Origin of the sequence: Lysinibacillus sp. NPDC093688, from assembly GCF_050280145.1 — a bacterium.
In the GTDB taxonomy this organism is placed as follows: domain Bacteria; phylum Bacillota; class Bacilli; order Bacillales_A; family Planococcaceae; genus Lysinibacillus; species Lysinibacillus xylanilyticus_B.
Genome location: NZ_JBNNUX010000043.1, coordinates 1 through 24,617, shown reverse-complemented (window position 1 = coordinate 24,617; position 24,617 = coordinate 1). Strand labels below are relative to the sequence as shown.

General features: G+C 36.4%; 22 protein-coding genes and 1 pseudogene. 4 read left to right on the top strand and 19 right to left on the bottom strand.

Translation table 11 applies throughout. The features are described 5' to 3' along the window. Window positions 1-92 precede the first annotated feature (92 nt). The 11 genes from ACQKN2_RS22045 to queF all read right to left on the bottom strand — a co-directional run bounded on the left by ACQKN2_RS22045 (window position 93) and on the right by queF (window position 12,838). Window positions 93-1,298, bottom strand: a complete 1,206-nt coding sequence (locus ACQKN2_RS22045; RefSeq protein ID WP_427416842.1) for a type II secretion system F family protein — start codon at window positions 1,296-1,298, stop codon at window positions 93-95. Further along, window positions 1,295-2,344, bottom strand: coding sequence for a type IV pilus twitching motility protein PilT (locus tag ACQKN2_RS22040; protein ID WP_427416841.1), 1,050 nt, complete (start codon window positions 2,342-2,344; stop codon window positions 1,295-1,297). Before ACQKN2_RS22040 ends, ACQKN2_RS22045 begins: the two co-directional genes overlap by 4 nt. A 14-nt stretch (window positions 2,345-2,358) precedes the next feature. Beyond that, the gene (locus tag ACQKN2_RS22035) at window positions 2,359-4,029 is read right to left on the bottom strand and encodes a GspE/PulE family protein (protein WP_427416840.1); all 1,671 of its coding nucleotides are present in this window, start codon (window positions 4,027-4,029) and stop codon (window positions 2,359-2,361) included. Between the two features lie 18 nt (window positions 4,030-4,047). Beyond that, window positions 4,048-5,394, bottom strand: coding sequence for a VanW family protein (locus ACQKN2_RS22030; RefSeq protein WP_427416839.1), 1,347 nt, complete (start codon window positions 5,392-5,394; stop codon window positions 4,048-4,050). A 799-nt stretch (window positions 5,395-6,193) separates the two neighbouring features. After that, a complete protein-coding gene (locus tag ACQKN2_RS22025; RefSeq protein ID WP_427416838.1) occupies window positions 6,194-7,726 on the bottom strand; it encodes a pilus assembly PilX N-terminal domain-containing protein in 1,533 nt (510 codons plus the stop codon). Continuing rightward, window positions 7,727-8,173: a type II secretion system protein gene (locus tag ACQKN2_RS22020; protein ID WP_427416837.1), complete on the bottom strand. Its 447-nt coding sequence runs from the start codon at window positions 8,171-8,173 to the stop codon at window positions 7,727-7,729. 17 nt (window positions 8,174-8,190) lie between these two features. After that, entirely contained in the window at window positions 8,191-8,640 is a 450-nt protein-coding gene (locus tag ACQKN2_RS22015; RefSeq protein ID WP_427416836.1) for a type IV pilus modification PilV family protein, read from the bottom strand. A gap of 342 nt (window positions 8,641-8,982) precedes the next feature. After that, entirely contained in the window at window positions 8,983-11,088 is a 2,106-nt protein-coding gene (locus tag ACQKN2_RS22010; protein ID WP_427416835.1) for a DUF2339 domain-containing protein, read from the bottom strand. Between the two features lie 94 nt (window positions 11,089-11,182). Continuing rightward, window positions 11,183-11,434 carry a phage holin gene (locus ACQKN2_RS22005; protein ID WP_427416834.1) on the bottom strand — a complete coding sequence of 84 codons (252 nt, stop codon included), beginning with the start codon at window positions 11,432-11,434 and terminating at the stop codon, window positions 11,183-11,185. A gap of 268 nt (window positions 11,435-11,702) precedes the next feature. Beyond that, the gene (locus ACQKN2_RS22000) at window positions 11,703-12,338 is read right to left on the bottom strand and encodes a queuosine precursor transporter (RefSeq protein ID WP_427416833.1); all 636 of its coding nucleotides are present in this window, start codon (window positions 12,336-12,338) and stop codon (window positions 11,703-11,705) included. Next, window positions 12,338-12,838, bottom strand: coding sequence for a preQ(1) synthase (queF, locus tag ACQKN2_RS21995; RefSeq protein WP_427416832.1), 501 nt, complete (start codon window positions 12,836-12,838; stop codon window positions 12,338-12,340). Before queF ends, ACQKN2_RS22000 begins: the two co-directional genes overlap by 1 nt. A 274-nt stretch (window positions 12,839-13,112) precedes the next feature. On the opposite strand from queF, the gene ACQKN2_RS21990 reads away from it, so the two are divergent. Genes ACQKN2_RS21990 through ACQKN2_RS21980 form a run of 3 tightly spaced genes read left to right on the top strand, consistent with a single transcriptional unit; the run spans window position 13,113 to window position 15,019 of the window. Further along, on the top strand, window positions 13,113-13,472 hold the full coding sequence (locus tag ACQKN2_RS21990; protein WP_427416831.1) for a GntR family transcriptional regulator: 360 nt from the start codon (window positions 13,113-13,115) through the stop codon (window positions 13,470-13,472). Between the two features lie 3 nt (window positions 13,473-13,475). After that, on the top strand, window positions 13,476-14,342 hold the full coding sequence (locus ACQKN2_RS21985) for an ABC transporter ATP-binding protein (RefSeq protein WP_427416830.1): 867 nt from the start codon (window positions 13,476-13,478) through the stop codon (window positions 14,340-14,342). Further along, window positions 14,339-15,019, top strand: a complete 681-nt coding sequence (locus ACQKN2_RS21980; RefSeq protein ID WP_427416829.1) for a hypothetical protein — start codon at window positions 14,339-14,341, stop codon at window positions 15,017-15,019. Before ACQKN2_RS21985 ends, ACQKN2_RS21980 begins: the two co-directional genes overlap by 4 nt. Window positions 15,020-15,099: 80 nt before the next feature. Here the strand turns inward: ACQKN2_RS21980 and ACQKN2_RS21975 are convergent, their stop codons facing one another. Together ACQKN2_RS21975 and ACQKN2_RS21970 are read right to left on the bottom strand one after the other, a co-directional pair. Beyond that, window positions 15,100-15,657: a hypothetical protein gene (locus ACQKN2_RS21975; protein ID WP_323651405.1), complete on the bottom strand. Its 558-nt coding sequence runs from the start codon at window positions 15,655-15,657 to the stop codon at window positions 15,100-15,102. Window positions 15,658-15,840: 183 nt separating this feature from the next. Then, on the bottom strand, window positions 15,841-17,196 hold the full coding sequence (locus ACQKN2_RS21970) for a YjiH family protein (protein ID WP_427416855.1): 1,356 nt from the start codon (window positions 17,194-17,196) through the stop codon (window positions 15,841-15,843). A 597-nt stretch (window positions 17,197-17,793) separates the two neighbouring features. On the opposite strand from ACQKN2_RS21970, the gene ACQKN2_RS21965 reads away from it, so the two are divergent. Then, window positions 17,794-18,228, top strand: a complete 435-nt coding sequence (locus tag ACQKN2_RS21965; RefSeq protein WP_427416828.1) for a CotD family spore coat protein — start codon at window positions 17,794-17,796, stop codon at window positions 18,226-18,228. Between the two features lie 503 nt (window positions 18,229-18,731). On the opposite strand, the gene ACQKN2_RS21960 is transcribed toward ACQKN2_RS21965, so the two are convergent. From ACQKN2_RS21960 to ACQKN2_RS21935, 6 genes and pseudogenes are all read right to left on the bottom strand, one after another. Beyond that, window positions 18,732-19,853 carry an S-layer homology domain-containing protein gene (locus ACQKN2_RS21960; RefSeq protein WP_427416827.1) on the bottom strand — a complete coding sequence of 374 codons (1,122 nt, stop codon included), beginning with the start codon at window positions 19,851-19,853 and terminating at the stop codon, window positions 18,732-18,734. 318 nt (window positions 19,854-20,171) lie between these two features. Further along, complete coding sequence (gene glnA, locus ACQKN2_RS21955) at window positions 20,172-21,506, bottom strand: type I glutamate--ammonia ligase (protein WP_427416826.1); 1,335 nt, start codon at window positions 21,504-21,506, stop codon at window positions 20,172-20,174. 83 nt (window positions 21,507-21,589) lie between these two features. Continuing rightward, entirely contained in the window at window positions 21,590-21,964 is a 375-nt protein-coding gene (locus ACQKN2_RS21950) for a MerR family transcriptional regulator (protein WP_079560583.1), read from the bottom strand. Window positions 21,965-22,588: 624 nt separating this feature from the next. Next, window positions 22,589-23,839, bottom strand: a complete 1,251-nt coding sequence (locus ACQKN2_RS21945) for an aminotransferase class I/II-fold pyridoxal phosphate-dependent enzyme (protein WP_427416825.1) — start codon at window positions 23,837-23,839, stop codon at window positions 22,589-22,591. A gap of 256 nt (window positions 23,840-24,095) precedes the next feature. Next, complete coding sequence (locus ACQKN2_RS21940; protein WP_427416824.1) at window positions 24,096-24,440, bottom strand: hypothetical protein; 345 nt, start codon at window positions 24,438-24,440, stop codon at window positions 24,096-24,098. Next, window positions 24,434-24,617 (bottom strand): annotated as a pseudogene (locus ACQKN2_RS21935) (hypothetical protein); the annotation flags it as partial. The pseudogene ACQKN2_RS21935 and the gene ACQKN2_RS21940, both read right to left, overlap by 7 nt.

Below are 24,617 nucleotides of genomic sequence, written 5' to 3'. Positions count from 1 at the left end.
TATAAATTGTTATGATTAGTCCGAAAATATGTACCCCTACAACAACTACTACTACAGTCTTTTCTATACCACCCCCTTAAAAGTTAGAACGCTTACATATTTTCGTATAATGCGAACATTGGTAGGAAAATCGCTGCGACAATCACTCCTACAACCGCTGCTAAAACTAGTATCATTAATGGTTCTATGAGCGATTTTAATGTATCAACGGAGCGATCCACTTCTTCCTCATAAAAATCCGCTATCTTTTCGAGCATATAATCAAGAGAACCTGTTTTCTCTCCGATAGATGTCATTTGGGTTACTAAAGGAGGGAATAGCCAACTTTTTTCTAATGGCTCAGACAATGTACCGCCTTTTTCTAGGTTATCTCTTGCCTCCAGTACAACCTTACCTACAACTGGATTCCCTACAACTTTCTCAACAATTGTCAGTGCATGTAGAATGGGTACTGAACTACTGAACAACGATGATAAGGTTCTAGTCATGCGAGAAATTACATTTTTTTGCATCAAAGTTCCAAATAAAGGTAATTTTAATAAGACATAGTTCACATTGTAATGAAATTGCTTATTATTTTTATAGAAAAATCGAAATAGAAGAATCGACAATATGAAAATCCCAATTGCAATATACCAGTATGCTATTAACCAATCTGAAATACTGACAACAACAACCGTTAATATTGGCATTTCCATGTCCATTTCATCAAAAGTAGCCATAAACGTCGGAACGATAAATATCATTAGAAACATACCTACAGCAATTGTTAGTACAGATAAAATAGCCGGATATGTCAATGCTGATTGTACTTTCTTCTTAATTTTGAATTGCTTCTCAAGTGTCCCTGCTAAACGCTCTAACGTCTCATCGATATTCCCTGTTGCCTCACCAGAGCGCATCATATTAATAAACATTACTGGAAACACCTTTGGATGCTTGGCTGCTGCATCTGAAAACGCTGTACCCCCGCGTATATCCTCCTCCACTTGTTGTAAAGCTTTTTTTAATGCTTTACTTTTCGTTTGCGTACTTAAAATATGTGTTGCCTCTACAATTGAAACGCCAGCACGGATTAGTGTTGCATATTGACGACAATAAATAACGAAATCCTGGTGTTTTACTTTTCCGCCAATGTTTAAGTCTTTGTGTAAAATGCTTTTTGACTCTTCCAGCTCACGGGCATTAATGCCTTGTGTTCGTAATTTTTCAAGTGCTACTTTTTTGTTAGTCGCGTCAATAATTCCTTTTTTGTGTGCACCAGTTTTTGTGCGTCCACTATATCGAAAAACGGTCAATTATAATCCCCCGCATTCATATATGGCCTTGCGTCTTCCAATGAAATTCTCCCCATAGCGATTAGCTGCTGCATAGAAGATTCCAAAGTATGCATACCTAACGCTTTACTCGTCTGCATAACAGTAGGAATTTGGTGAACTTTCTCATTTCGAATTAAATTTGAAATAGATGGTGCTTGTACTAATATTTCAGTAGCAGCAATTCGCCCCTTGGCATCCTTACGTACGAATAAACGCTGTGAAATAATGCCTACTAAAACATTGGCTAGTTGCACACGAATTTGTCCCTGCTGATGTGGTGGGAAAACATCTATAATACGATCAATCGTAGTCGGAGCACTACTTGTATGTAATGTCGCCATCACTAAATGGCCCGTTTCTGCCGCTGTGATAGCTGTTGAAATCGTTTCGTAGTCACGCATCTCGCCTACTAAAATAAGGTCAGGGTCTTGACGAAGAGCAGCACGCAAACCATTGGCAAAGCTCTGAGTATCAACCCCCACTTCACGTTGATTGATAATGGATTTTTTATGTGTATGTAAATATTCAATTGGGTCCTCAAGCGTTATAATATGCTTTGATTTTGTTTCATTAATATGATCAATCATTGCAGCAAGCGTTGTAGATTTACCAGAACCTGTTGGACCTGTTACTAAAATAAGACCCTGTGGTTTCTCTGCTAATTGATACAGTATCTGTGGCATATTTAACGATTCAATGGAAGGAATTTTCGCTTCAATCAAACGGGCAGCTATTGTCACTTCATTGCGTTGATGATAGGCATTTACACGAAAACGACATTTCCCTTGCAATGAATAGTTAAAATCGGTTTCCCCTTTATCATGAAACTCTTGTAATTTATGCTCAGGTAAAATAGTTTTCACCATTGTCTGTAAGTCTTCAGAAGTTAGTAGTTCACTCCCATATTGTTCTAGTTGACCATGGATACGATAAACTGGCGGGATTCCCTTTGTTAAATGAAGGTCAGACGCTTTTTCTTCAAATGCGCGTGTTAATAGCTCATCAATATTTCTACATGTTGTCATGAACGATTCACATCCTAATCTGCATTTGCTACACGCAATACTTCTGAAGTGGTTGTTTGTCCTTCTACTACTTTTAACAGCCCATCTACCAGTAATGTGTAATAGCCTTCTTGTTTCATATAATCACGCATCGCACTATCGCTACTTCGACTTAATATCATTTCTTTAATATTGCGATCGATTGGTAAAATTTCATGAATAGCCATCCGTCCACGATACCCTGTTTGATTACACGAAGGACAGCCTCTTCCGCGTCTACCATGTGTAACTCCTTCAATGCCGTTCTTATGCATGATTTCTAATTCATGCTTCGTAAAAGCGTAGTCTTCTCCACAATCTCGACAAATTCGTCGTACTAAGCGCTGTGCCATAATCCCTACTAGTGAAGAAGATAACAAAAACGGTTCTATCCCCATATCCTGTAGTCGAGAAATTGACTCAACTGCACTATTTGTATGTAAAGTACTTAAAACTAAATGCCCTGTTAACGAGGCACGTACTGCTATTTGTGCTGTTTCAAAATCCCTTATTTCACCTATCATTACGATATCTGGGTCCTGACGCAAAATTGAACGCAATCCAGTTGCAAATGTTAAACCTACTTCTTCTTTCACTTGAATTTGGTTTATACCATCGAGCTGATATTCCACTGGATCTTCTACTGTAATGATGTTTACATCTTCTTCATTCAAGTTGCTTAAGGCTGCATATAATGTAGATGATTTCCCTGATCCAGTAGGACCCGTTATTAGCAAAATACCATTAGGATTATCAATCATATTTCGGAAAAGGACTTCGTTTTGCTCTGTAAAGCCAAGCTTGTCAATAGAATTGGCTACACTGCTTAAGTCCAAAATACGCATCACGACTTTTTCTCCATAAACAGTTGGAAGAGTCGAAAGTCGAATATCTACTGGCTTGAAATTAACATTCGTTTTAATACGTCCATCTTGAGGAATTCGATTTTCCGTGATATTTAAATTCCCCATAATTTTGATACGTGCTAATATTATATTTTGCATATGTTTCGGTAACGAGCGCTCGGTTCTCAATACCCCATCTACTCGATAGCGAACCCTTAAATCCGTCTCCTGTGGGTCAAAGTGGATATCGCTTGCTCGTTGGGCAACTCCGTTAGCAATTATTTGATTAACTAGTCGGACAATCGGAGAATCCTCTCGTTCAATTTCCTCCTGTGTTTCAGCAGCTGTCGCACCAATGTCGAGCAATGCAGCCTCCATAGACTCTTGCAAATCATAATATTTCGTTAGGGTACGATATAAGTCATCCTTAGCTGCAATACTTGTTTCGATTTGGCAGCCTGTCGCCATACGTACTTCTTCAATTGCAAAATAGTCCATCGGGTCAGCCATCGCGATGAAAAGTTTATTTTTTTCACGACGAATTGGTATAATATTTGTTCGTTTAGCGAGCTCAGCCGGAACAAGTTGAAGTAAGTCCGGGCTTATTGAATATTGATTCAAATGAATGTGTGGGATTCCTAGCTGAAACTCTAGTACTTCGATTAACTGTTGCTCAGTTAAAATATTTTCTTTTATGAGAAAATCGCCTAATTTCTCATCTTTTGTTTTGTTTGTAAGCGCAAATTCCAATTGCACATTTGTTATAACTCCAGATTCAACAAGTAAATCACCTAATCGCTTTCGCCCAGTTTTTACGATCATTCACCTATACTCCTCTCTTTATGGGCTTGTTTGTACAAAATTCCCACCTTTATCATAGTAGCCATATACAATCTCAGGATCATTCGGATCTTTTGAAGTATTTGCAGCATTATTGCCGGATGTTTCATTTTTAGATTGTGTATCTGGTAATCCATCTCCATCTAAATCCATGTTCAAATCAGGATCACTCGAGTCGGAAGTTCCTACTTCCTCACTACTATTTTCTGGAACAACAGGCTGTCTTGAAGATTTCACAATGATTTTATTAACTGGTGGATAGTAGTCATGGCTGACTAGTTCCTCCGTAGTGTTACCATTTTCTAAAACCGAGCGATAAACTTCGACCCGTATGCCTTCTTGACCTTTTTGGAGAACCTCTTCGCTACCTACTGGTAAGTCGTTAGAATAGCGAACAATGACTCGTGGTTGTATGATTTTATCTTTACTAACTCGAACAGAAATTTCTTTTTCTTTCTTTTGAGCTAGTAATTCCACTTTTAAAGAATCACCTTCTATCGTGATTTTTAACTTATTCGATTGATCTGAACGGTTTACAAATTGTAAATCTTTATCTAACGCACGATTTACCCTCGCATCCAACCCTTGCTGCAAATAATTTGGCTTCTCTTCTTGGGAATGTCTCTCTGAAATCTCATAATCGGTTTGAAGAGTAGTATGATAAAGCATGGAAGCTAGGAAATTAATGGCTTCATTATTTGCTTCGTCATATTGTTCTTCCGTCGTTGTTAAAAAAGAAAACGGCTCTCCCGGTAAAATAATAGAATCATTTAATGTATTCGTTAATTTATCAACACCTATTGCATTTATAGGTATTTTCTCAATCGATAGTGCCAAACGCTCCGCTTCTATTAAATGAGTATTTGCAACTGTTGCAGTGATTTTCTGACTTTTTAAATAGGAAACTTGAGTGATAATCGCATTCAAGGTCGCTTCAACCTCCCATACACCAGTAGCCTCAAGCTGCTTCTTCACTTGATCATCTACTTCCACTTGTAAGGGTATATGTACCGCTTGTCCTTGCTTCCAAAAAGCAAACAAAGACTTGTCTGTTAAACTATGATATTCAGCCATAGAACTCTCTACATCGAATACAAACAATTTTGGATCCAGTGAAATCGTAATATTGGCCCCTTCTACGCTAACAGGATCGTCGTGCCAAGTATTAATGGCCTCTTGTAAAGCATTTTCAATATCACCATCCTCTAAATCCTTAACTGAGATTCCACCGATTGTAGATTCATCACCTCTAGCTAGTGCTCTATCAACGATTATATTAGGTACCCAGACTGTTAATAAGATGATTAGAACAGCTACCATTGCGCCTAACTTCAAATATAATTTCATAGCCTCATCACCTTTACAAATATAGTCAAAAAATAAATGTCTATTTACTCACGTGATATTGTTACTTTTTATTCATGCTTCCACAATACAACACAAACTACATTTTAAAATGAGTCTTTCGTCCTAAAAATAGTTAAAATTTAGTGAACTTGTATTTTTTAAGTATGAAATTGTAATCACTATTTAAATGTTGTTAATGTGTTTTACGGACTACAACATCAAGGTATATATCCCTGCACAACTTTCGATGTATACTTATTGAATCATCCATTCTAAACCGAAAAGACTATTGATTTTAGGTTCAATAGAAAAGTTGCATTTAAAATTCAAATAGTACCCTCTTTCTATCTTCAACAAGAGATAGCACTACACTCAATATGTTTAAAAGCTAATTATGGCGGCATTTTTGCAAACGAACGACTCTAACTGTAGTACGTGGTAATTGCCAAAACTATATTCATAAAAGTTTTACCCAATATTAAAATAAGGGTTATTTAGAAAATCTGATTTAATTACAGACTCTCTAAATAACCCTTTTCTATCACTTTCTCAATACCGCCTCATCAGTCAGGAACCCCATTCCACCAATCGTCATAAGCAACATTGCTCTATAAGCTTCTCTAAAGCTAACTATTTAGTTGTAGAAATACCGTCATTACTAAGAAGACAAACTTAGTAAACTATTGTATAAAAGTTAGATATTGTATTCTAAACAGCCGTTACACAACGCCTGGCTCACATTAGCTCAAAATCGCTCTTGATAGATGCGATAAACATACCTCTTCATGCTCCGTGATATTTATTCTACTTCAAGCATACTATTAGAAATTGTTAAATTATTATTTTCTTCAAATACTAAACCACCATTTGATATTGTATCTTCAATCGTTTTTTGTTTGTAAGTAACAGTTGAACCCCCACTTGTATTTACTGTATAAGCCATTATTCCTCCTATAACTTCTCCTGATCCTTTCATTGTGACTTTTGCGTCGGGGGCATAAATATATAAACCGTGATTATACGCCCCTCCTTCAACAGTGATATTTGATCCACCTGCATACAGATTTCCTTGTACGCTACCAGAACCATTTATGTTTATATTGGCCGACTTAGCATATATAGAGCCTTTTGTTTTTGTATCACCAGTAAAATCCATTAACGAAGTGCCTGCATAAAATACACTTAACTGCCCTATGTCTCCTGTATTATTCACACTCGAACTTCGCTTTAAATTAAAAGCATCCTTAATATACAAAGTTAATCTACCATTTCCCGTAATATTTAAATGCCCTTGAGTAAAGTCAAAGTTATCCACATATAAATTTTTGTCTGAATTACCTACATCAACAGATAACGTTATGCTCGAAGAAACCGTAAGCGTTTTTAAGTACATATCTTGAGTAAGCGGGAGAGTACCACTAAAGTTTTGATTCCCATTTATGTGTCCATTTCCTCCACCATCAATCTTAATTGAATTATTTTCTAGCGAGAGTTGAGTTTGCTTTCCATTGATGGTAACTTCTATTGATTTTGTATATGGTCTTGTGCTTAAACTAGTAAATTCTTTATCCGGGAAAGGTGGTAATACATCCTTCGGAAATGCAACATTCCCTATAATCTCATTCGTAACATTCATCCAGCTCGGCTTTGAAAACTTATCTGGAGTTGTTCCAATCTTACCAGTAATTTTAGTACTATCTTTTGTAATACTAATTTTTCCACTGTCAGAAACAACATCCCCATTAAGTTTACCGCCTCCAAGTTCGATGTCTTTTATAGTGTGGATAGCAGCGGAATTCGAAAAACCAGAACCCGTTCCGCTTCCTAAATCGATTGTAATTGTCTGTGCTACTGTTCTCATTTTCTTTCCAATAGTACCAACGGATGTTATTTTATATTGCAACGGCTCTGTGTTTTCTTGTATAACTTTTACATTTGCAATAGGGTTTTCATTAAATTGTTCATCAAAAGTCACTGTATCATTATATGCTGATTGATTCTTTTCAAAGATTTTTTCTAAGTTACGTTCAAATAACTCTATAAAATCCGACTTGAATTTTTCAGGTTTTCTTTCATAAAGAGGTAGCTTATTGAAATTTTTTCTGTTTTCATCGTATGTAATTTTAACTAATTGTTCTACTTTGCTTTTTGTACTGTTTAAGCCACCTTCCGCAATGTAAAATACAGATTGGTCATCTCGCTCATTAGTAGACATCTTTAATGAATTAGCCGTCAGTGTTAAAAGCGTAATTCCAAGAACTGAGATAAAAGCGATTGTCAAAATTACTAAAAGTAACGAATAGCCATTTTCTTGTTTTAGATTCTTAAACATCTAGCTGCCTCCCCTAAAATATATAGTTGATGAAAAAGGCTTACTATTTGGCGTTGTAATATCAATAATTACATGACTCCGTTTATCTTCAATGTTAAAATCAAGCACATTTGCTGCAATCATTTCATCATTTCTCGTAATCGTCTGCTCCTTTTGGCGATAGACATAAGTATATTTTTTATTATTTTGATTATTTATCAATGTATACTCTGTATACTCATCTAGAGGCTTTTTATGAATTTCCGTAGATTTACGTGTATCTTTAGTAACGACTTTCAAAATATAGGTTGTGTCAGATAATTGAATAGTCGATTCCATTTGTTTATCACTTGTAGTCTTACTGTTCATTAAGATAGACATAACAACAAGAGAAACGAGCGTAGCTATTACAGTAACAGCCAAAACTTCTAGTAAGGTTACGCCTCTCTCATTATGAAATTTAGACATACGAATCACCTCTTTTCTTATAAGCTAAAGATATTTTGCACTTTCGCTTTTAATATCTCCTCTCTTGAATCATAAACTTCAATAGTAATCCTAACGGTATTATCATGCGACATATTTTCAGCATTCACTATTATGATTTCCTTATTTTTAGCATTAAAGGGTGTCACTTTATACTGATTGATATTACCGATTGAATTCACTTCATCCTTATCAGCTAAGTACGGAAAATTAGATTCCCAAGTTTCGATTGTGGTGGATTTAAAGTAGTTATACATTTTCTCCATTTCCTTTTGCGCTAAATAGGTAGCATCGATAATTTGTTCAGAGCTTTTCCCTGTTTTATTCGATTGAATGAGTAAGCCGAAAAAGGATAATAAGATGATAGTTATGATTACTAAAGAAGCAACAACCTCAATTAAAGAGAATCCCCCTTGACTGTTAAATAATTTTTTATTGTTACGTTTCATTTTCTCCCTCCTTTCCCAATCGTACTTTTAGTAAGTAAGTTAAAATATATTAGTCTTTAACACTAATACAATAGTACTTATAGTAAATAAAGTTTCCTATCAATTGAATCATCCATGTGCTAATTATACTATTTCATATATAAACAGCATTTACAACACCACTTTTCCGTATGAATTTGTATTTATTTTTAAATTTCCAATTCCTATAATATGGAAATGGAACTAAGTTTAAGTGACCATAAAAAGCGATTAGATACAAAAAAACCGTTTACCATAAAATAAAGGTAAACGGTTTTAATGTTATTTTATTGAAACACCCTACTTTAGATCTATATCATTTATTTATTTCTTCAACAACCTACCCGACAACAGCAACCCAATCCCACCTATCGAAATAAACAGGACAGCTCGTATTAATAAGTCTAAAGCTGACAAATCAAAGAATATAAGCTTAATAAACGCAATCACTAAGATAACAAAACCTGTTAGGAGTAATGTTCGTAAGTTACGCACGGTGCTAAGCCATAGTGAAGTACTGGCTGTCAGGAATAATGTAATCGTTGAAAAGGCAATGCTTAGTTTCCAATCAAGCAAACTATTATAGGCAAGTTGGTATATGAGTCCCCAAACGGATATCATCGTAAGCACAACGCCTGCACTTACAATTGGGTCCAGATGTTTCTCTATTTGCTCTTGATAAATTTGATAAATGCGCCCCTTCATCAGTAAATCAATCATAATTGCTACGATCACAGCAATATACACGATTCTTGTTACTATGTTTAGCCACTCGACACCCTGCATATAGTACGGAATAATTTCAAGCATTACGGTGAAGAGAATGAAAAATCCACCAAGGACTGGCGTTAATGCACGCCCTTTGTATTTTGTTGGTACTAAAAGTGATCCCGCGAAAAGTAAAGCGAGGATCATATACGTTAGATGTGGGATATTACCAACACTTGCAAAGTACGTTCCATCCAGCTTTCCAACATAGGCTAAGAAATAACCAGCCGTAATAACGGCTACAATATCAACCATACACATTTCCTTCATAAACTTTTCAAAGGATGTCAGTGTCTCTTTTGGACGTCTCGCATATACATAAATAATCAGGAGATATATTCCCGGCATGATCAAGCTAACATGATCGATGCTGAATAGTGGTGTCGGCTCATGAATAATAAAGCTTAAAGCGAGTGTAATTGTAAATACTAATGAGCCGACAACCTTCATCATGCTTGCTCGTAATCGTAAACTCATCATAACGCCTGCAAAGGTGATGAACGGGATGAGCAAATGATCTACTTTCCCTGGTAAATTCATAACTAGTAGCGTATTACATAGTGTAATAAATGCGAGTGTTACGGCACTATCAAATGCCTCCTGCCATTTTTGCTTATAGCCATAACCCGCTAAAGCTGCAAACAAGCCGACTACTATGAGTAATAGTGCTTCGCTATATTCAATTGGTCTAATAATAAAGTTCAGGAGTACTAAACTAAAGGTTCCTAGACTGAATTGGAGTCCGACATGAATATTTTTCAGTTTAGACTCTGCATTATATAATCGGCACCAACTCGTGTAAAAAATAGTTAGAACAACAAGGAAACCTATTGCAAAAACAACTCGATTGTCATGGCTCATAAACGCTATAATGCTGACTGCTAGCACAGAGAAAAAGTTTGCTATATAGAGTGCCAATTTCTGCTTGTGTTGATGAATGACAAATTGCAGCATCATAAATAGTACAACCACATAGATTAAGATAATAACAGAACTAAAATCCATATATTCCAGTAAATATGGTAGTAATAATGAAGTAAACGCTACAAATATTGTTAGTACTTCGTTTTTCTTTAAATAGCTAATAACAATACCATAGCCGATATAAACAACGGTAATAACAAGTGCCATCGTTAAACCTATGATTTCATACAATATCGCACTTGCGGCTGTTGTTAATATACCAACAATAAATGCACCACCATATAAAGAAATTGTTATGGCCGATGATCCTATTTTTTTATGCTCCAACACATAAGCTGTTGCTGCTAAAGCTACCGATAATGCGTAGGCGAGGATAATTTTAACCACGTCTGACAAATAGCCATACTCACTCACGAGCTTAAGACCCCAAAGCACCCCCATCACTAAAATGACCATAAATAATTTTGGCAGTGCCCACATAATACGCTCTTCCAATGTTCGCTGTGGCTGCACCTTTTTTTCTGGATTTGTCATTATTTCTGGCTTTGGTTCCAAGTTTGAATTTGGCTCTAGGTTTTGCGCTATTTTTGGTGCAAATTGATCAACCATGGTTTTCCTGGCACTCAAGGCACTTGATTTTTCAACAGGTTGTTGATGCTTTAAGCCTTCTAATTCATGCCGTAAATCCATCATTTCCTGCTCGAGCTTGGCAATCCTCCGCTCCATTTCAAGCGACATTCAATTGTCCTCCCTACTTTATCAATTTTTTATCATTATAACACATTTATCCAAAATGTAAAATTACACTTTTATTTTATTTTTACTTTTCTATCTATCTAGGTCTTCGATACATTAAGGCACGTTGACTATCACTGGTTCCCTGTGTTGTAGGATCTACGACAACTCCTAATAAAACAAAAATTGAAAATACGATATTTAAGATGATCATTGCCTGCTCACTCATTGCACTCGTTAAATCGTAGCCAAAAATAGCTGCTACTTGCTGTGCGAGTAATAAAATCAACGAAAATAGCGCAAGTAAAAATGGTTTATGCTGAAAACGGATCTTCCAGTTAATTCTCATAAATTCTCACCTCCCCTTCTCATCCACAGTATATGCTCGGCCGTAACATGACACATATGCAAAAATGGAGCTATAAATGTGTAGTAGGAGGTATTCTTTTAAAGATTATTCTTCGTTACAAGAGTGCCATTAATTTCAGTAGAAAAATTATACGCATCTTTCCTATTAAGTTATTAAAATTTTCAAACCTATATATCAATGTGTTTTACTACAAATGTTTTTACTCATATACATAGTTAGGGTGTTGTCTGCTTAGTAAAAAGCCATCTCAGTAATGAGATGGCTCGAAGCTTTTATGTTTATCAAATTTCCGTGCAACATAAACTAACCCATAAACAAGTGGTGTTGCAACAATGGACGCCAAAAATTTAAATATATACTGTGTGAAAAATAATGTCAGTAACACCTTAAATGGCATTATTCCAAAAAAGGCTATCGTAATAAATAATGCTGTATCGATGAGTTGGCTTAGCATCGTAGATGCATTGTTTCGAAGCCAAAGCTTTTCGCTTCCATGCTTTTCTTTAAATTTGTTAAATATGACTACATCCAAATTAACACTGACCGAATAGGCTACAAGACTTGCAATAATGACACGCATACTGCCACCGAGAATTGTCTCAAACTCCTGCTGATGGACAAAAGCTTGTGCAGGTGGTAGTTCAATGGCAATAGCGATGAAACATACTGCAAACACTTGTGCCATAAGCCCTGTTCTGACCGTGCGACCACCCGCTTCCTTACCATATACCTCGCAAATTACATCAATAAGGGGATACGTAAAAATGATTAAAATCGCAGCAGCTGGAAGCACCATCCATTCGCCTATACTAAACACTTTAACAGCTAAAACATTAGCTAAAATTAAAAAGCCAACAAACAATCCATTTAAATAGTAAAGCATCAACGATTATCCACCTTTTCAGGATACATATCGTGGTTCATCAAACGATGCTCCGCCATTTTTTCATATTTTGTGCCTGGGCGACCATAGTTACACCACGGATCAATGGACAAGCCACCACGCGGCGTAAACTTACCCCATACTTCAATATAGCGCGGCTCAATCAGCTTAATTAAATCATTCATGATGATGTTGACACAATCCTCATGAAAGTCCCCGTGATTACGGAAGCTAAATAAATAGAGCTTTAGTGCTTTACTCTCCACTAGCTTTTTATCTGGAATAAAAGAAATATACATGGTCGCAAAGTCAGGCTGCCCTGTCATTGGACATAGACTCGTGAATTCTGGGCAATTAAATTTCACAAAAAAATCGTTTTTCGTATGCAAATTATCAACTGCTTCAAGTATTTCCGGTGAGTATTCAAATAAATACTTTGTATTTTGGTTGCCAAGGAGTGTTAAATCCTGTAAACCTTGTTCTTCATTTCTTCCTGCCATAAAAATTCCTCCTCAAATTGTGAGAAGTCCATCGCGTGAAACCAAATAAAAAAAATCGCCATATCCGCATTTTTGGGATATGGCGTAGATGACGTCATCCATAGTTTTTTATAGAGGGTATGCGCTATGAACCTCTTTCTTATTCGCTAGTTATATTAACTTAATGAGCGCATTCAGTCAACCAATTTTTTCACAATATGGATTGACAAAAATACCCTATCGTTATATAGTTAGTTACACAAGTAATTAACCAGTTAACACAAGGAGGTGGATTGTGATTCACTCTTTACACAATGAAAAGCCCATTTTCCAACAAATTCGCGAACGAATAGAGGATGGAATTTTAGATGGGCACCTACAACCCGAAGATCGCATTCCATCCACAAATGAATTTGCAAAAGAATATCAAATTAATCCTGCAACAGCTGGAAAGGGCGTGAACGAGTTAGTGGATAAAGGCGTAATTTATAAAAAACGTGGCGTCGGCATGTTTGTTAGTACTGACGCTCGTGAAATATTAATTGCGGAGCGTAAGGAAAAATTCTTTAATCAACATATAGAGCCATTAAAAAAAGAAGCCATCAGATTAGGTATTTCAGATGAAGAGTTAAAAAATATGTTACAAAGGGGTTAACGTATGAAAATCGAAGTGAAAAATGTGAGTAAATCATATAGACATAAAGAAGCTTTAAAAAATATCTCTTTTACAATTGAAGGACCTAAAATTATTGGATTTTTGGGCCATAATGGCGCTGGTAAAACAACATTCTTAAATTTATTATCAGGACTTATTGCTACAACTAAAGGAAACATATCTGTTAATGGAGAAAATGTTTTCAATGTACCTTTAACTCTACGTGATATTTGTTTTGTTGCAGAGAGCGGAAACTTTCAAGAGGAAATGACAATTGCACAAACGTTAAAGGCGAATAGCTTCTTTTATCCAAAATGGGATGGGAATCTTGCAATGGAGCTACTAGAAGTTTTTGCTCTAAATCCAAAGGATAAAATTCGCAATTTATCAAAAGGAATGGTGTCTGCGTTAGGCATTATTACAGGCTTTGCGAGTAACACAGGAATTACAATCTTTGATGAACCTTATATCGGACTTGATGTAGCTGCCCGAAATACTTTTTATGACTTATTGATTGAACAACAGACCGAGAATCCAAGACTTTTTATTTTGTCTACACATTTAATTGATGAAGCAAGTGAGCTATTTGAGGAAATACTTATTTTACACGAAGGACAATTACTGCTTCAGAAAACTGCGGAGGAATGGCATGAGCATATTGTTGCAGTAAAAGGTAGTCCTTCTGATGTTGAACAGGCAATTAATGGTCTAAAGAGTATTTATAAGCATACGTTTATGCAGGAGCTAACTGCAATTGTCTTCACTGATGGGCAATCCATTGAAGCACAGAATATTATTCTTGAACCTGTTTCATTACAGAATATGTTGGTGTATTTAAGTAAACAGCAGAAAGCGAGGACTATTAAATGAATACAATAAAGGGAAGTTTGTATGTATTATTTCAAAGCTATAAAAAACAAATTATAACTTTTTGGTGCATTTTATCTTCAATCGTCCTATTGTCGCTTTTCTTAGATACTTTTTTCGAACTGCAATTTTATTCTTTTTCCATCACGATTTCTATACCTGTTTATATCTTTTCCAGTATCATGGCAGCGAAGTTACTAAATAAAACCTTGTCCTATTTTTTAAGGCTTGGTTTATGTCGCTTGCAATTTATGTTCAATGTGGGGCTCTTTTTCATCTGTTGGAGCTTAGTAGGTGCCTTCATAATTGGTTGTACACAAAAAATAATTACTTACGTTTCTAACATATTCATTATTCATCCTATTTTATTTTTTAATAACTCCCCATCATTTTTACAAACGATGGCATTGGATACTGTTTTACTGCTCTTCTTCCTCACAGCCGGCCTGTTGCTGAATGTTGTCTTTTATCGCTTAGGAACTATTGGTGGTTACAGTTTTGTAGGGTTGCTCGGCTTAATTCCAATTGTTACAATCATTTTCAAGTGGTATTCTCCTTTGTTTGACCTACTATCAAATATATCTACCTTTACGTTATTAAGTGGTTTATTAGTTTTTAGTATATTCCTCTACTCGATCATAACAATGGCGATTCGAAATGCTTCTGTCAATCCAGCATAATTCTAGAGGCTATTCGGGATACTTTCAAAAAGAAAATGATGCCAAGACCAAACAATAGGTCTTGGCATTTTCTAGCTGAATTAACCCCGTTCATCCTCTTGCGTTGTATAGTCAATGGAATTAGCAATATCAACCAAGACTTCAGGTGTCACCTTATTTGAAACTCTTTTATCAATCCACAGCATATATTGCCATTCTTCTCTTTCAAAAGTAAGTACATTGAAACCTGAAATTTCCATATAGATTGAAGTCGTTCCGTTTTTCAACTTGAATGTATTTATTATATTTTCTTTTTTAGATGGTAACTTAAACTCAATAGGTCGAACCGTTATTTTATAATGATGCTCAGGAAGCTGGTTATTAATAAATGTCACTTCAATAAAATCATTCATGTCACCATCAAGATCATTAAACCGACCAAAATGATGTGTATAACTAATAGGAGGTACTCGAAGTGGTAGCTTTAGTCCTTGATGAAAGTGCCGTTCAAAATCAGAGGCAGCTGCTTCAACCGTTTTATAGCCCATTTCTGGATAGACTTCTTCATAAGAACTAGGGGAGTCTTTTATATAGGCATCACTAGGTTGAGAAAATAACAAATAACAAGAACTTAAGCAGAGAGAAAAAATTCTGTCCATTTGATCACCTCAGTATCATCACTTTAAACATAGTTTTCCCCAAATCAATGAATTTATGTACACGTTATATTTTGTTCACTGTTATTTATTCTTTTTATAGCTATTCTCCTTTTTCGTACGGACTTTACTATAGAAAAAAGCAATTGTTCTCGTTAATAAAATTCGAACAATTGCCTTTATAGTTTAAAAGAGTATATGTGCAACTAATGCTGCGATTGGTAGTGAAATAAGCGTACGGATTAAGAAAATAACAACTAGATCTAAAAATTTCAGTGGAATTTTTGTACCTAAAATAAGTCCACCGACTTCAGACATATAGATAAGCTGTGTCACAGAAACGACAGCAATTACAAATCGTGTCGTTTCAGCTTCAATTCCTGCTCCTAAAATTGAAGGTAGAAACATGTCAGCAAAGCCAACAACCATCGTTTGTGCCGCCTCAGCTGCTTCTGGTAAACCAAGCACTGTTAAAATAGGTTCAAATGGCTTTCCTAAAAGTGCAAAAATATTAGTGAATTCAGCAAGCATTAAAGCAACTGTACCAAATGCCATAACGACCGGTGCTACACCAACCCATAAATCCAAGACATTTCTAGTCCCATCTTTCAAAAATTGGCGTGGGTCACGATTGGCATGCGCAACGGCTAAAGCATTTTCTAAGCCATGAGACACAGAATTATAGCCTTCAGGTAATTCCTCACGTGATAAATCTACTGGTGTACCGTCGATATAAGTATCTTCTTTGTTAGCAAGTGGGAAAATTCGTGGCATAACAACCGCTAACACAAGTCCACAAAGCACAACCGTTAAGTAATACGGAATAAAATAGCGTGACAAATGCACTGTATCTAATACTACGATACAGAATGTGATGGATACTACAGAAAAGCTCGTTGCAATAATGGCTGACTCTTTTTTCGTATAGTTCCCCATTTCATATTGCTTACTCGTCATCAGAACACCAATTGTGCCATCACCAACCCATGATGTAAGTGCATCAACCGATGATCGACCAGGACTTTTAAAGAGAGGTCGCATGATTTTTACCATCATCGTTCCGAAAAATTCAAGTAATCCGAAGTTTGTTAAAAATGGTAATAGTATTCCGGCAAATAAGAAAATCGTAAATAAAAATGTTACTAAACCACCGTCTGGATTCATTAATAATCCACCTGTATTTTCATTATTAATCGTTGAGGGTCCAAAATCAAAGACAACCATTGAAGCAAATACTAAACCGATGACTCTTATAATTGTCCAAAACCAATTTACATTAAATAACGTATCTAAAATACTAGGCTCTTTTGTATGATTTCGCGGAATAAATTTGGTAATGAGTGAACCAATTGCCGAAATCGCAAACATAATTATAGTAAAGTAACTAATAACAGGCGCAATAAAACCTGCTAATAAACTTGCTAAAATAGCAATCGGAACTTTCCATCCATCTTCCGTTAAGACTGGAGTCATAAATAATAGGACACCAATAATAGACGGAATTATGAAGAAAAAGTATGAAGAAGTAGGATATTTTTTCATCATTTAAAGCCTCATTTCTTTAGGTTTTTTCGAAGTTTTATACATCAAGCTTGTTAGGTACTGAAAACCATCAAGAAATGTATATCTGTATAAACTGTTTCATTCATCAATCTGGCATTTACGAGTAGTTAATGAAGGATAAAATAAAAAAAATTCCTTTAAAAAGTAATAAAGGAATGCCCAACCACTACTTTTTATAATTAACATCCGCAATGCAAAATTTCTATGCATTAAATATTTTAGAATAATCACGATTATTCATTTTTATGAGCTAAAAAATATCGCAAACCTACAATACATCGGTTAATTCTACAGCAAAATGCATTTTTATTCAATCTAAAATTTTAATATTATTATTATTCTTTGCTAATATTATCTGCATTTCTTCTTTGTATCATTACTTTTTAAGAAAGCTCAATTTTACAGTAGCTGACGTCTAAAAGAAGTTGAAATTTGGTGAAACTCTCCATTAATCATACCTATTTTGATTGCCTAAGAGATTTAACCAGCCCTTAATAGGCATACAAATAGACCACACTGTCTTTCATCTCATATGTTAATTATGAACCACAACTTATCAAAACAGGAGGTTTTACCATGGATAGACGTATGCATCATATGCAGCATATGCATCACATGCAGCATATGCATCACCATCATCATGCTCAAGGTCCACATTGTTGTCCACCACAGACATGTCCAACTCAATTTGAGCAACCACTTTGTTGTCCACCAGAGGAATATGTACGCACTAATTACATCCATACAGTTGTACCACATGTACAGCCAGCACATGTAACAACAGTTAATAAACATATAATTGATCATCAGTATCATTTCCCTTGCACTGAGGCTGTCGTAAATGAATGTTGTGAAACTCATACACTTTGCGAAATGCCACCTGAGCCTTGCCATATGCCACATCATCACCAGCACCACATGGGGCACCATCACCATCACATGGATCATCATCAACATCATCATCACCATCATCAGCAGCATATGCCGCACCATCATCATATGGGCTATTAAAATAGAAGCGATGAGGATACTCTGTAATATTAAAGACAAGTAATTGTTATATCATAACTTGTTTATAATGTTGCACTTATTATAAAAATGTACATTACTGAATTCAATTTTAGTAGTGTACATTTTTTATTATGCTTAGTGATTAGAGGAAGAAAGTAATTATTTAGGGCAACGAGTGGAATTGAATGATTCAGAGGAAAAGATACGAGTAGCTGTTGAAGATTATTTGAGGTTGGAAATGAAGTGTAAGGTTCGTGAAAAAGATTCGTTTCTTTTGGTGAGTTTAACAAATAAAAGCCCTAATACAATTAGCCGTTTTTATCAGCGTTAAAATCCTTTTAAAAGTCTATGAAAGCTTTAAAATAATATACATCTTTAAGTATCGTTGAACCGCTTGAATACGTTGTTCAACACTTACTTTTGCCATAAAAAAACCCCCGTAAAAGTTAGATTGATGTCTAACTTTTACGGGGCAGTTCAGAATCGCTTCCGCTTTTTTGTTCTTAGTTAATCTCAGTTTCTAATGTTTCTTTCCAATCTTGTTCATCGTCATCTTCATCAAGAACAACGTTATAAATTTTCCATTTACCATCATTACTTTTCTTTAAATGAGCAGTTCCTGATAAGTCAATTTTCATGCTAAAAGACATATCTGGCGCTGTCAAAGATACTTTATATACTAAGTTATCAATGCGGACTTGAGCAAAATGATTATTTACAGAAACAGCATTGATCGCATATTCACCAATCTGTTCCTTCTTGAATACAGTATCTGATTCTTCAAACATACCTGCCATATCCAAACTATCAAGTGAATAAGCTAATTGGTAACCAATTGTCGTTTCACGATAAAGTGCTTCTAATGCTTTTAAGTCTTGTTGTTCAGTTAATTTCATCTCATCTTTAATGTTACGATCAACTGTTTGAATGATCGCAAGTTGATCTCCATCTGTTTCGGGCTCTAGATGCAAAGCACGGTCAATCATCACGATAGCTTCAGCACGAGTTGCATTATTGTAAGGTTTGAAAACATCTCCGTACCCTTTGATAATTCCTACAGCTGCCGTTTTCATAACCGCTTCATAGGCGAAATTTCCCTGTGGTACATCTGGGAATACTTTCCCTGTTGCTGAAAAATCAAGCGTTGACTCGAATGCACGGTAAATCATGACTGCCATTTCGTTACGAGTAATCTTGTCATTCGGTCGGAAAGTACCGTCTGGTTTACCATTGATAATGCCTTGGCTGCTAGCAACCTTAACATACTCGTAATACCAAGTCGCCGGTTTTACATCAGGGAACGATTTAACTGTTTCACCTGCATGTAAATTCATCGAATTCACTAAAATTTTAGTGAATTCAGCACGAGTAATCGAATTTTTTGGTTTTATAGAGACTGATGTGTATTCATATTCCTCTCCATCTTCCTTAAACAATTCTGTTTCCACATATCCGTCTATGATATCCGAATACAAGAAGCGTTCCAATTCATTGTATGCCCAATGATCGTAATCAACATCTTCCAAATAATACAAATCGATGGATTTTTCTGCTGCTACTGCTGGCGAAACAGAAATAAGTCCAAATAATACAAGGGAAGATAAAAAAACATATAGTGCTTTCATTGGTTTGCCCCTACTTTCTACTATTAAACTTCTACCAATAGACATAGTTTACATGACTGCTACAAATATATATAGAGTGAAAAATATGGAAATACAGAATGTTTTCGAGAAAGACGATACATATAAAATTAGTCGTATTCCTCATGAAAATCTGGTGGAGGTTTTATTAGTGTATCTTTTTCTACACTTGCTCTATATCTGATAATGTAGTCCCAGCATCGCTTAGTGCTCTAAAGCGATGCTATGTTTTATTGGAGATATACGTTCATGCTAGGCGCACAAAAAAACGTTGGAGCATCACAGCTCCAACGCTTTTAATTAGTACATTTTTAAATATTGGTCGCGTTCCCATTGGTGTACTGTTGTACGGTACATGTCGAACTCGATTTCTTTTGCTTCTTTAAAGTTTGCATAGATATGCTGACCTAAAGCTGCTTGAGCTACTTCATCCTCAGCAAGTAATGCTAAAGCATCATCAAGTGCTGGTGGTAAGTTTGCGATACCATTCGCTTTACGCTCTTCATCAGACATCACATAGATGTTTCGATTAATAGCAGCTGGTGGTGTTAAGTTTCGACGGATCCCTTCAAGACCAGCTTCTAAAATAACAGCCATCGCTAAATATGGATTAGCAGATGGGTCCACAGAACGTACTTCTACACGAGTCGAAAGACCACGTGCTGATGGGATACGGATAAGTGGTGAACGGTTTTGAGCTGACCATGCTACATAACATGGCGCTTCATAACCAGGTACAAGACGTTTATAAGAGTTAACTGTTGGATTTGTCACAGCTGTGAAGCCTTGAACGTGAGAAAGGACACCTGCCATGAATTGCATTGCTGTTTCAGAAAGACCTAGTTCAGTAGATTCATCGTAGAATGCATTCTCTTTACCTTTAAATAATGAAACATTAAAGTGCATACCAGAACCCGCTTCACCGAATAATGGCTTCGGCATGAATGTAGCATGTAGACCATGTTTACGTGCAATTGTTTTAACAACTAATTTGAACGTTTGAATATTGTCACAAGCTGTAATTGCGTTTGCATATTTGAAGTCGATTTCATGTTGTCCAGGAGCTACCTCATGGTGAGACGCTTCAATTTCGAAGCCCATTTCTTCTAGCTCTAATACGATATCACGACGGCAGTTTTCGCCTAGATCAGTTGGTGCTAAGTCGAAGTAACCACCGTGGTCGTTCACTTCTAATGTCGGTTCACCTTTTGCATCTAATTTAAATAAGAAGAATTCTGGCTCAGGTCCTAAATTGAAGCTTGAGAATCCCATATCTTCCATTTTCTTAAGGATACGTTTTAAGTTATTTCGTGGGTCACCAGCAAATGGCTCGCCTTTAGCAGTGTATACATCACAAATGAAACGTGCTACTTTCCCTTTTTCAGAAGTCCAAGGGAACACTACGAAAGAATCTAGATCAGGATATAAATACATATCTGATTCTTCGATACGTACGAAGCCTTCAATGGATGAGCCATCAAACATCATTTTGTTTTCTAGTGCTTTGTCTAATTGGCTTACAGGAATCTCAACGTTTTTGATTGTGCCAAGAATATCTGTAAATTGTAGACGTATAAAGCTTACGTTTTTTTCTTCGATTAGACTTTTAATGTCTTCTTTAGTGTATTTACCCACAGTTTTCCACACTCCTATAAATTGTCTAGCTTTTTATCATTACCCTACTCTATTAAAAAAGAAATGAATGATGTTGCCTCTTATTAATAGAATCGAGATAAATCCCCACGACGGATGGATGATTTTTGCATGCGCTGCGCTTGACGCACTTCTTCACGCATGATGTTACGTAATTCTGAGTCACTTAAATCACGTTCATCTGTTGAAACAGGTTCATTCTTTTTAGCGAACAGCTTTTTAATTTTCGCCATGTTCATACCCTGATCCAAATAATCTTTAATTTCCAGCAGCGTATCGACGTCATTTAATGAAAACATTCGACGATTGCCTTCTGTTCGGTGCGGCTCAATTAAATGGTGTTCTTCATAATAACGAATCTGACGTGCCGAAAGCTCTGTCAATTGCATTACGATATTCATAGATAATAACGGCATAGTTCGTCTGATTTCACGACTCATTTAAGTCCCCTCCAATACCTGCTAATAATATAACGAAAAAATCACAGTGTCAACCGCTCATGTTAGGTTTCCTAACATGAGTTAAAATATTTTTTTGAAATGATGAAAAATTGTAAAAAACTAAACTTAATATCCTAACGTGGGGTTGAATTCCGTTCCGGCTTGGCGCTTTGTTGCTGACGCTTCGCTTTCGCGCAGAGCAGAGCTTCCTGGGGGCGTCCGATGAGCCGCTTGGGGCAACAGGATGTTGGTCACGAGGGCGTTATCACAGGATGTGATGCTCTTAGTCTTCGTTCCTCTATCGCTAATCCCCAAGGAGTCCCCAAGCCTCCACTCCAATCAACATATATCAATTTCGCCTTGGCGTAATTGCGTCCGGATTTTGAATTGTGCCTGCACAATTCATTCCTTTGAAAATCCGTGACATCCGCCGGAGGCTTTATCTTCATTCAGTAGGTGTTAGGATACCCATTGAAAAGGAACCACATTTCATCACCTTCAGAGGTAGGAGTCTTCCACTGAATGAAGATAAATGGCATTCGCTTTAAGAAATTTCATCTTCAACTGTTCGTCCATAAATAAAAAAACTATTCAAAATGGATGTTTTGAATAGTTTTTCGTTACTTATTTTTGGATTTTTTGAACAGCACTACAAATAGCAAATTTTACGTGTTCGTATGTTAACCCACCTTGAATAAATGCGGTATATGGCGGACGAATAGGACCGTCTGCTGTAAGCTCAATGCTTGAACCTTGAATGAAAGTTCCAGCTGCCATGATGACATCATCCTCATAGCCAGGCATATACGCTGGCTCAGGTGCATAATGCGCATTAATTGGTGAGTTCGCTTGAATTTCACGGCAAAAAGCAATCATTTGTTCCGCCGTTTGGAAAGAAACCGATTGAATTAAATCTGTACGATTAGCATCATACCTTGGAGATGTGTTCATGCCTATTTCCCCCAGCATAGCAGCTGTGAAAATGGCACCTTTTAATGCTTGAGATACAACATGTGGCGCAAGGAAAAATCCTTGATAGAAATCACCGAGCGTATTTAATGTTGCCCCTGCTTCAGCACCAATACCTGGCGATGTCATACGATAAGCACATTTTTCTACTAAATCTGCACGCCCCGCAATATAACCACCAATTTTTGCTAAGCCTCCACCAGGATTTTTAATGAGCGAGCCTGCTATTAAATCAGCCCCAATCTCTGTCGGTTCCTGTGCCTCTACAAATTCTCCGTAGCAATTATCAACGAAAATAACTGCATTCGGTGCTAATTCACGGATCTTTGCACACATTTCTGTAATTTGCGAAATGGTAAAGGATGGGCGTGTTGCATAGCCCTTCGAACGTTGGATAGCAATCATTTTGGTGTTTGCTGTAATTGCAGCTGCAACACCTTCCCAATCGATTTCTTGATTATTCAATAAATCCACGTGGCTATAACCGATTTTATAATCTTTTAACGAGCCAGTGTCCTTATCGCCACCATCGACTATTGATTGCAATGTATCATACGGCTGCCCCGAAATATAAAGTAATTCATCACCAGGACGTAGCACCCCGAATAAGCTAAGTGTGATTGCATGTGTACCAGAAATAATTTGCGGACGTACAATAGCAGCCTCCGCTCCAAAAACCTCTGCATAAACACGTTCTAGATTGTCACGCCCTTCATCATCATAGCCATAACCGTTAGACGGGTGTAGATGATAATCACTTACTTGATGCTTACGGAACGCAGCAAGCACTTTTTGTTGATTGAAGAACGCCATCTCTTCTACCTTTGCATGCAAAGGGCGTACCTTTTCTTCTATTTTAGCAGCTAATGCTAGTGTTTCTTCTGATAAATTGGTTGTAAAAGTCATTCTGTTCTTCTCCATTTCACATTTGTTCAAATCTTATCTTAACAATTTCTGACTACTCCCACAACTAAAGCAGTGGGGTTCTTATATACTTAAAAGAAGCGTTACAAAGCTCTCCACATATGGTGTTGCCATGTCCTGTGTACAACATCTTTGATTTATCTTCTGTTCTATAAGACTTTCTTATTTACACAACCGATGTTGTGTTGGCAATAAGTTTTAACGAAGGCAGGTAGCTCTACCTACGGAGGAATAGCCCTCACTTGATTTGTTTGATACCCATGCTAAGAGGGAATGATTTCTTTACTTGTCTCAAGTCTTCTATATGTTGATTGTGTAACTCTAAAAAGGTAGTAAACGTTTTATTGCATAAGTCTTGATTAGTTTGTTGTAAATTTGTATCACTATTCATCAGTAAAAATGCACTATATAAATCTCGTTGTACGAGATGACTTCCAATTTGATTCCAACGTTGATGGAGTTTTTTCTTTTCATAACGATCCGTCACATGGTTAAACTGACTGGCTCTAAAGGTGATTGTATTTACTTTCTGTATAGTTTGCTTTGTGTAACCTAATTTTTGATCGATGATTTCCACTAGCATGGCAGGGGCATGATGCCCGTAGATGGAATTCTCTTTGCAGGAGGAATCCCATCCATCACAAGTTGTACGTAAAAAGTGTGTATGCCACGAATCACTTTTTTGACTAGACGACAATATTTAATGGTATGAAGAGCAAGGGATTCTTTTACAAACAAATCTTGTTTGCGAATACGAACA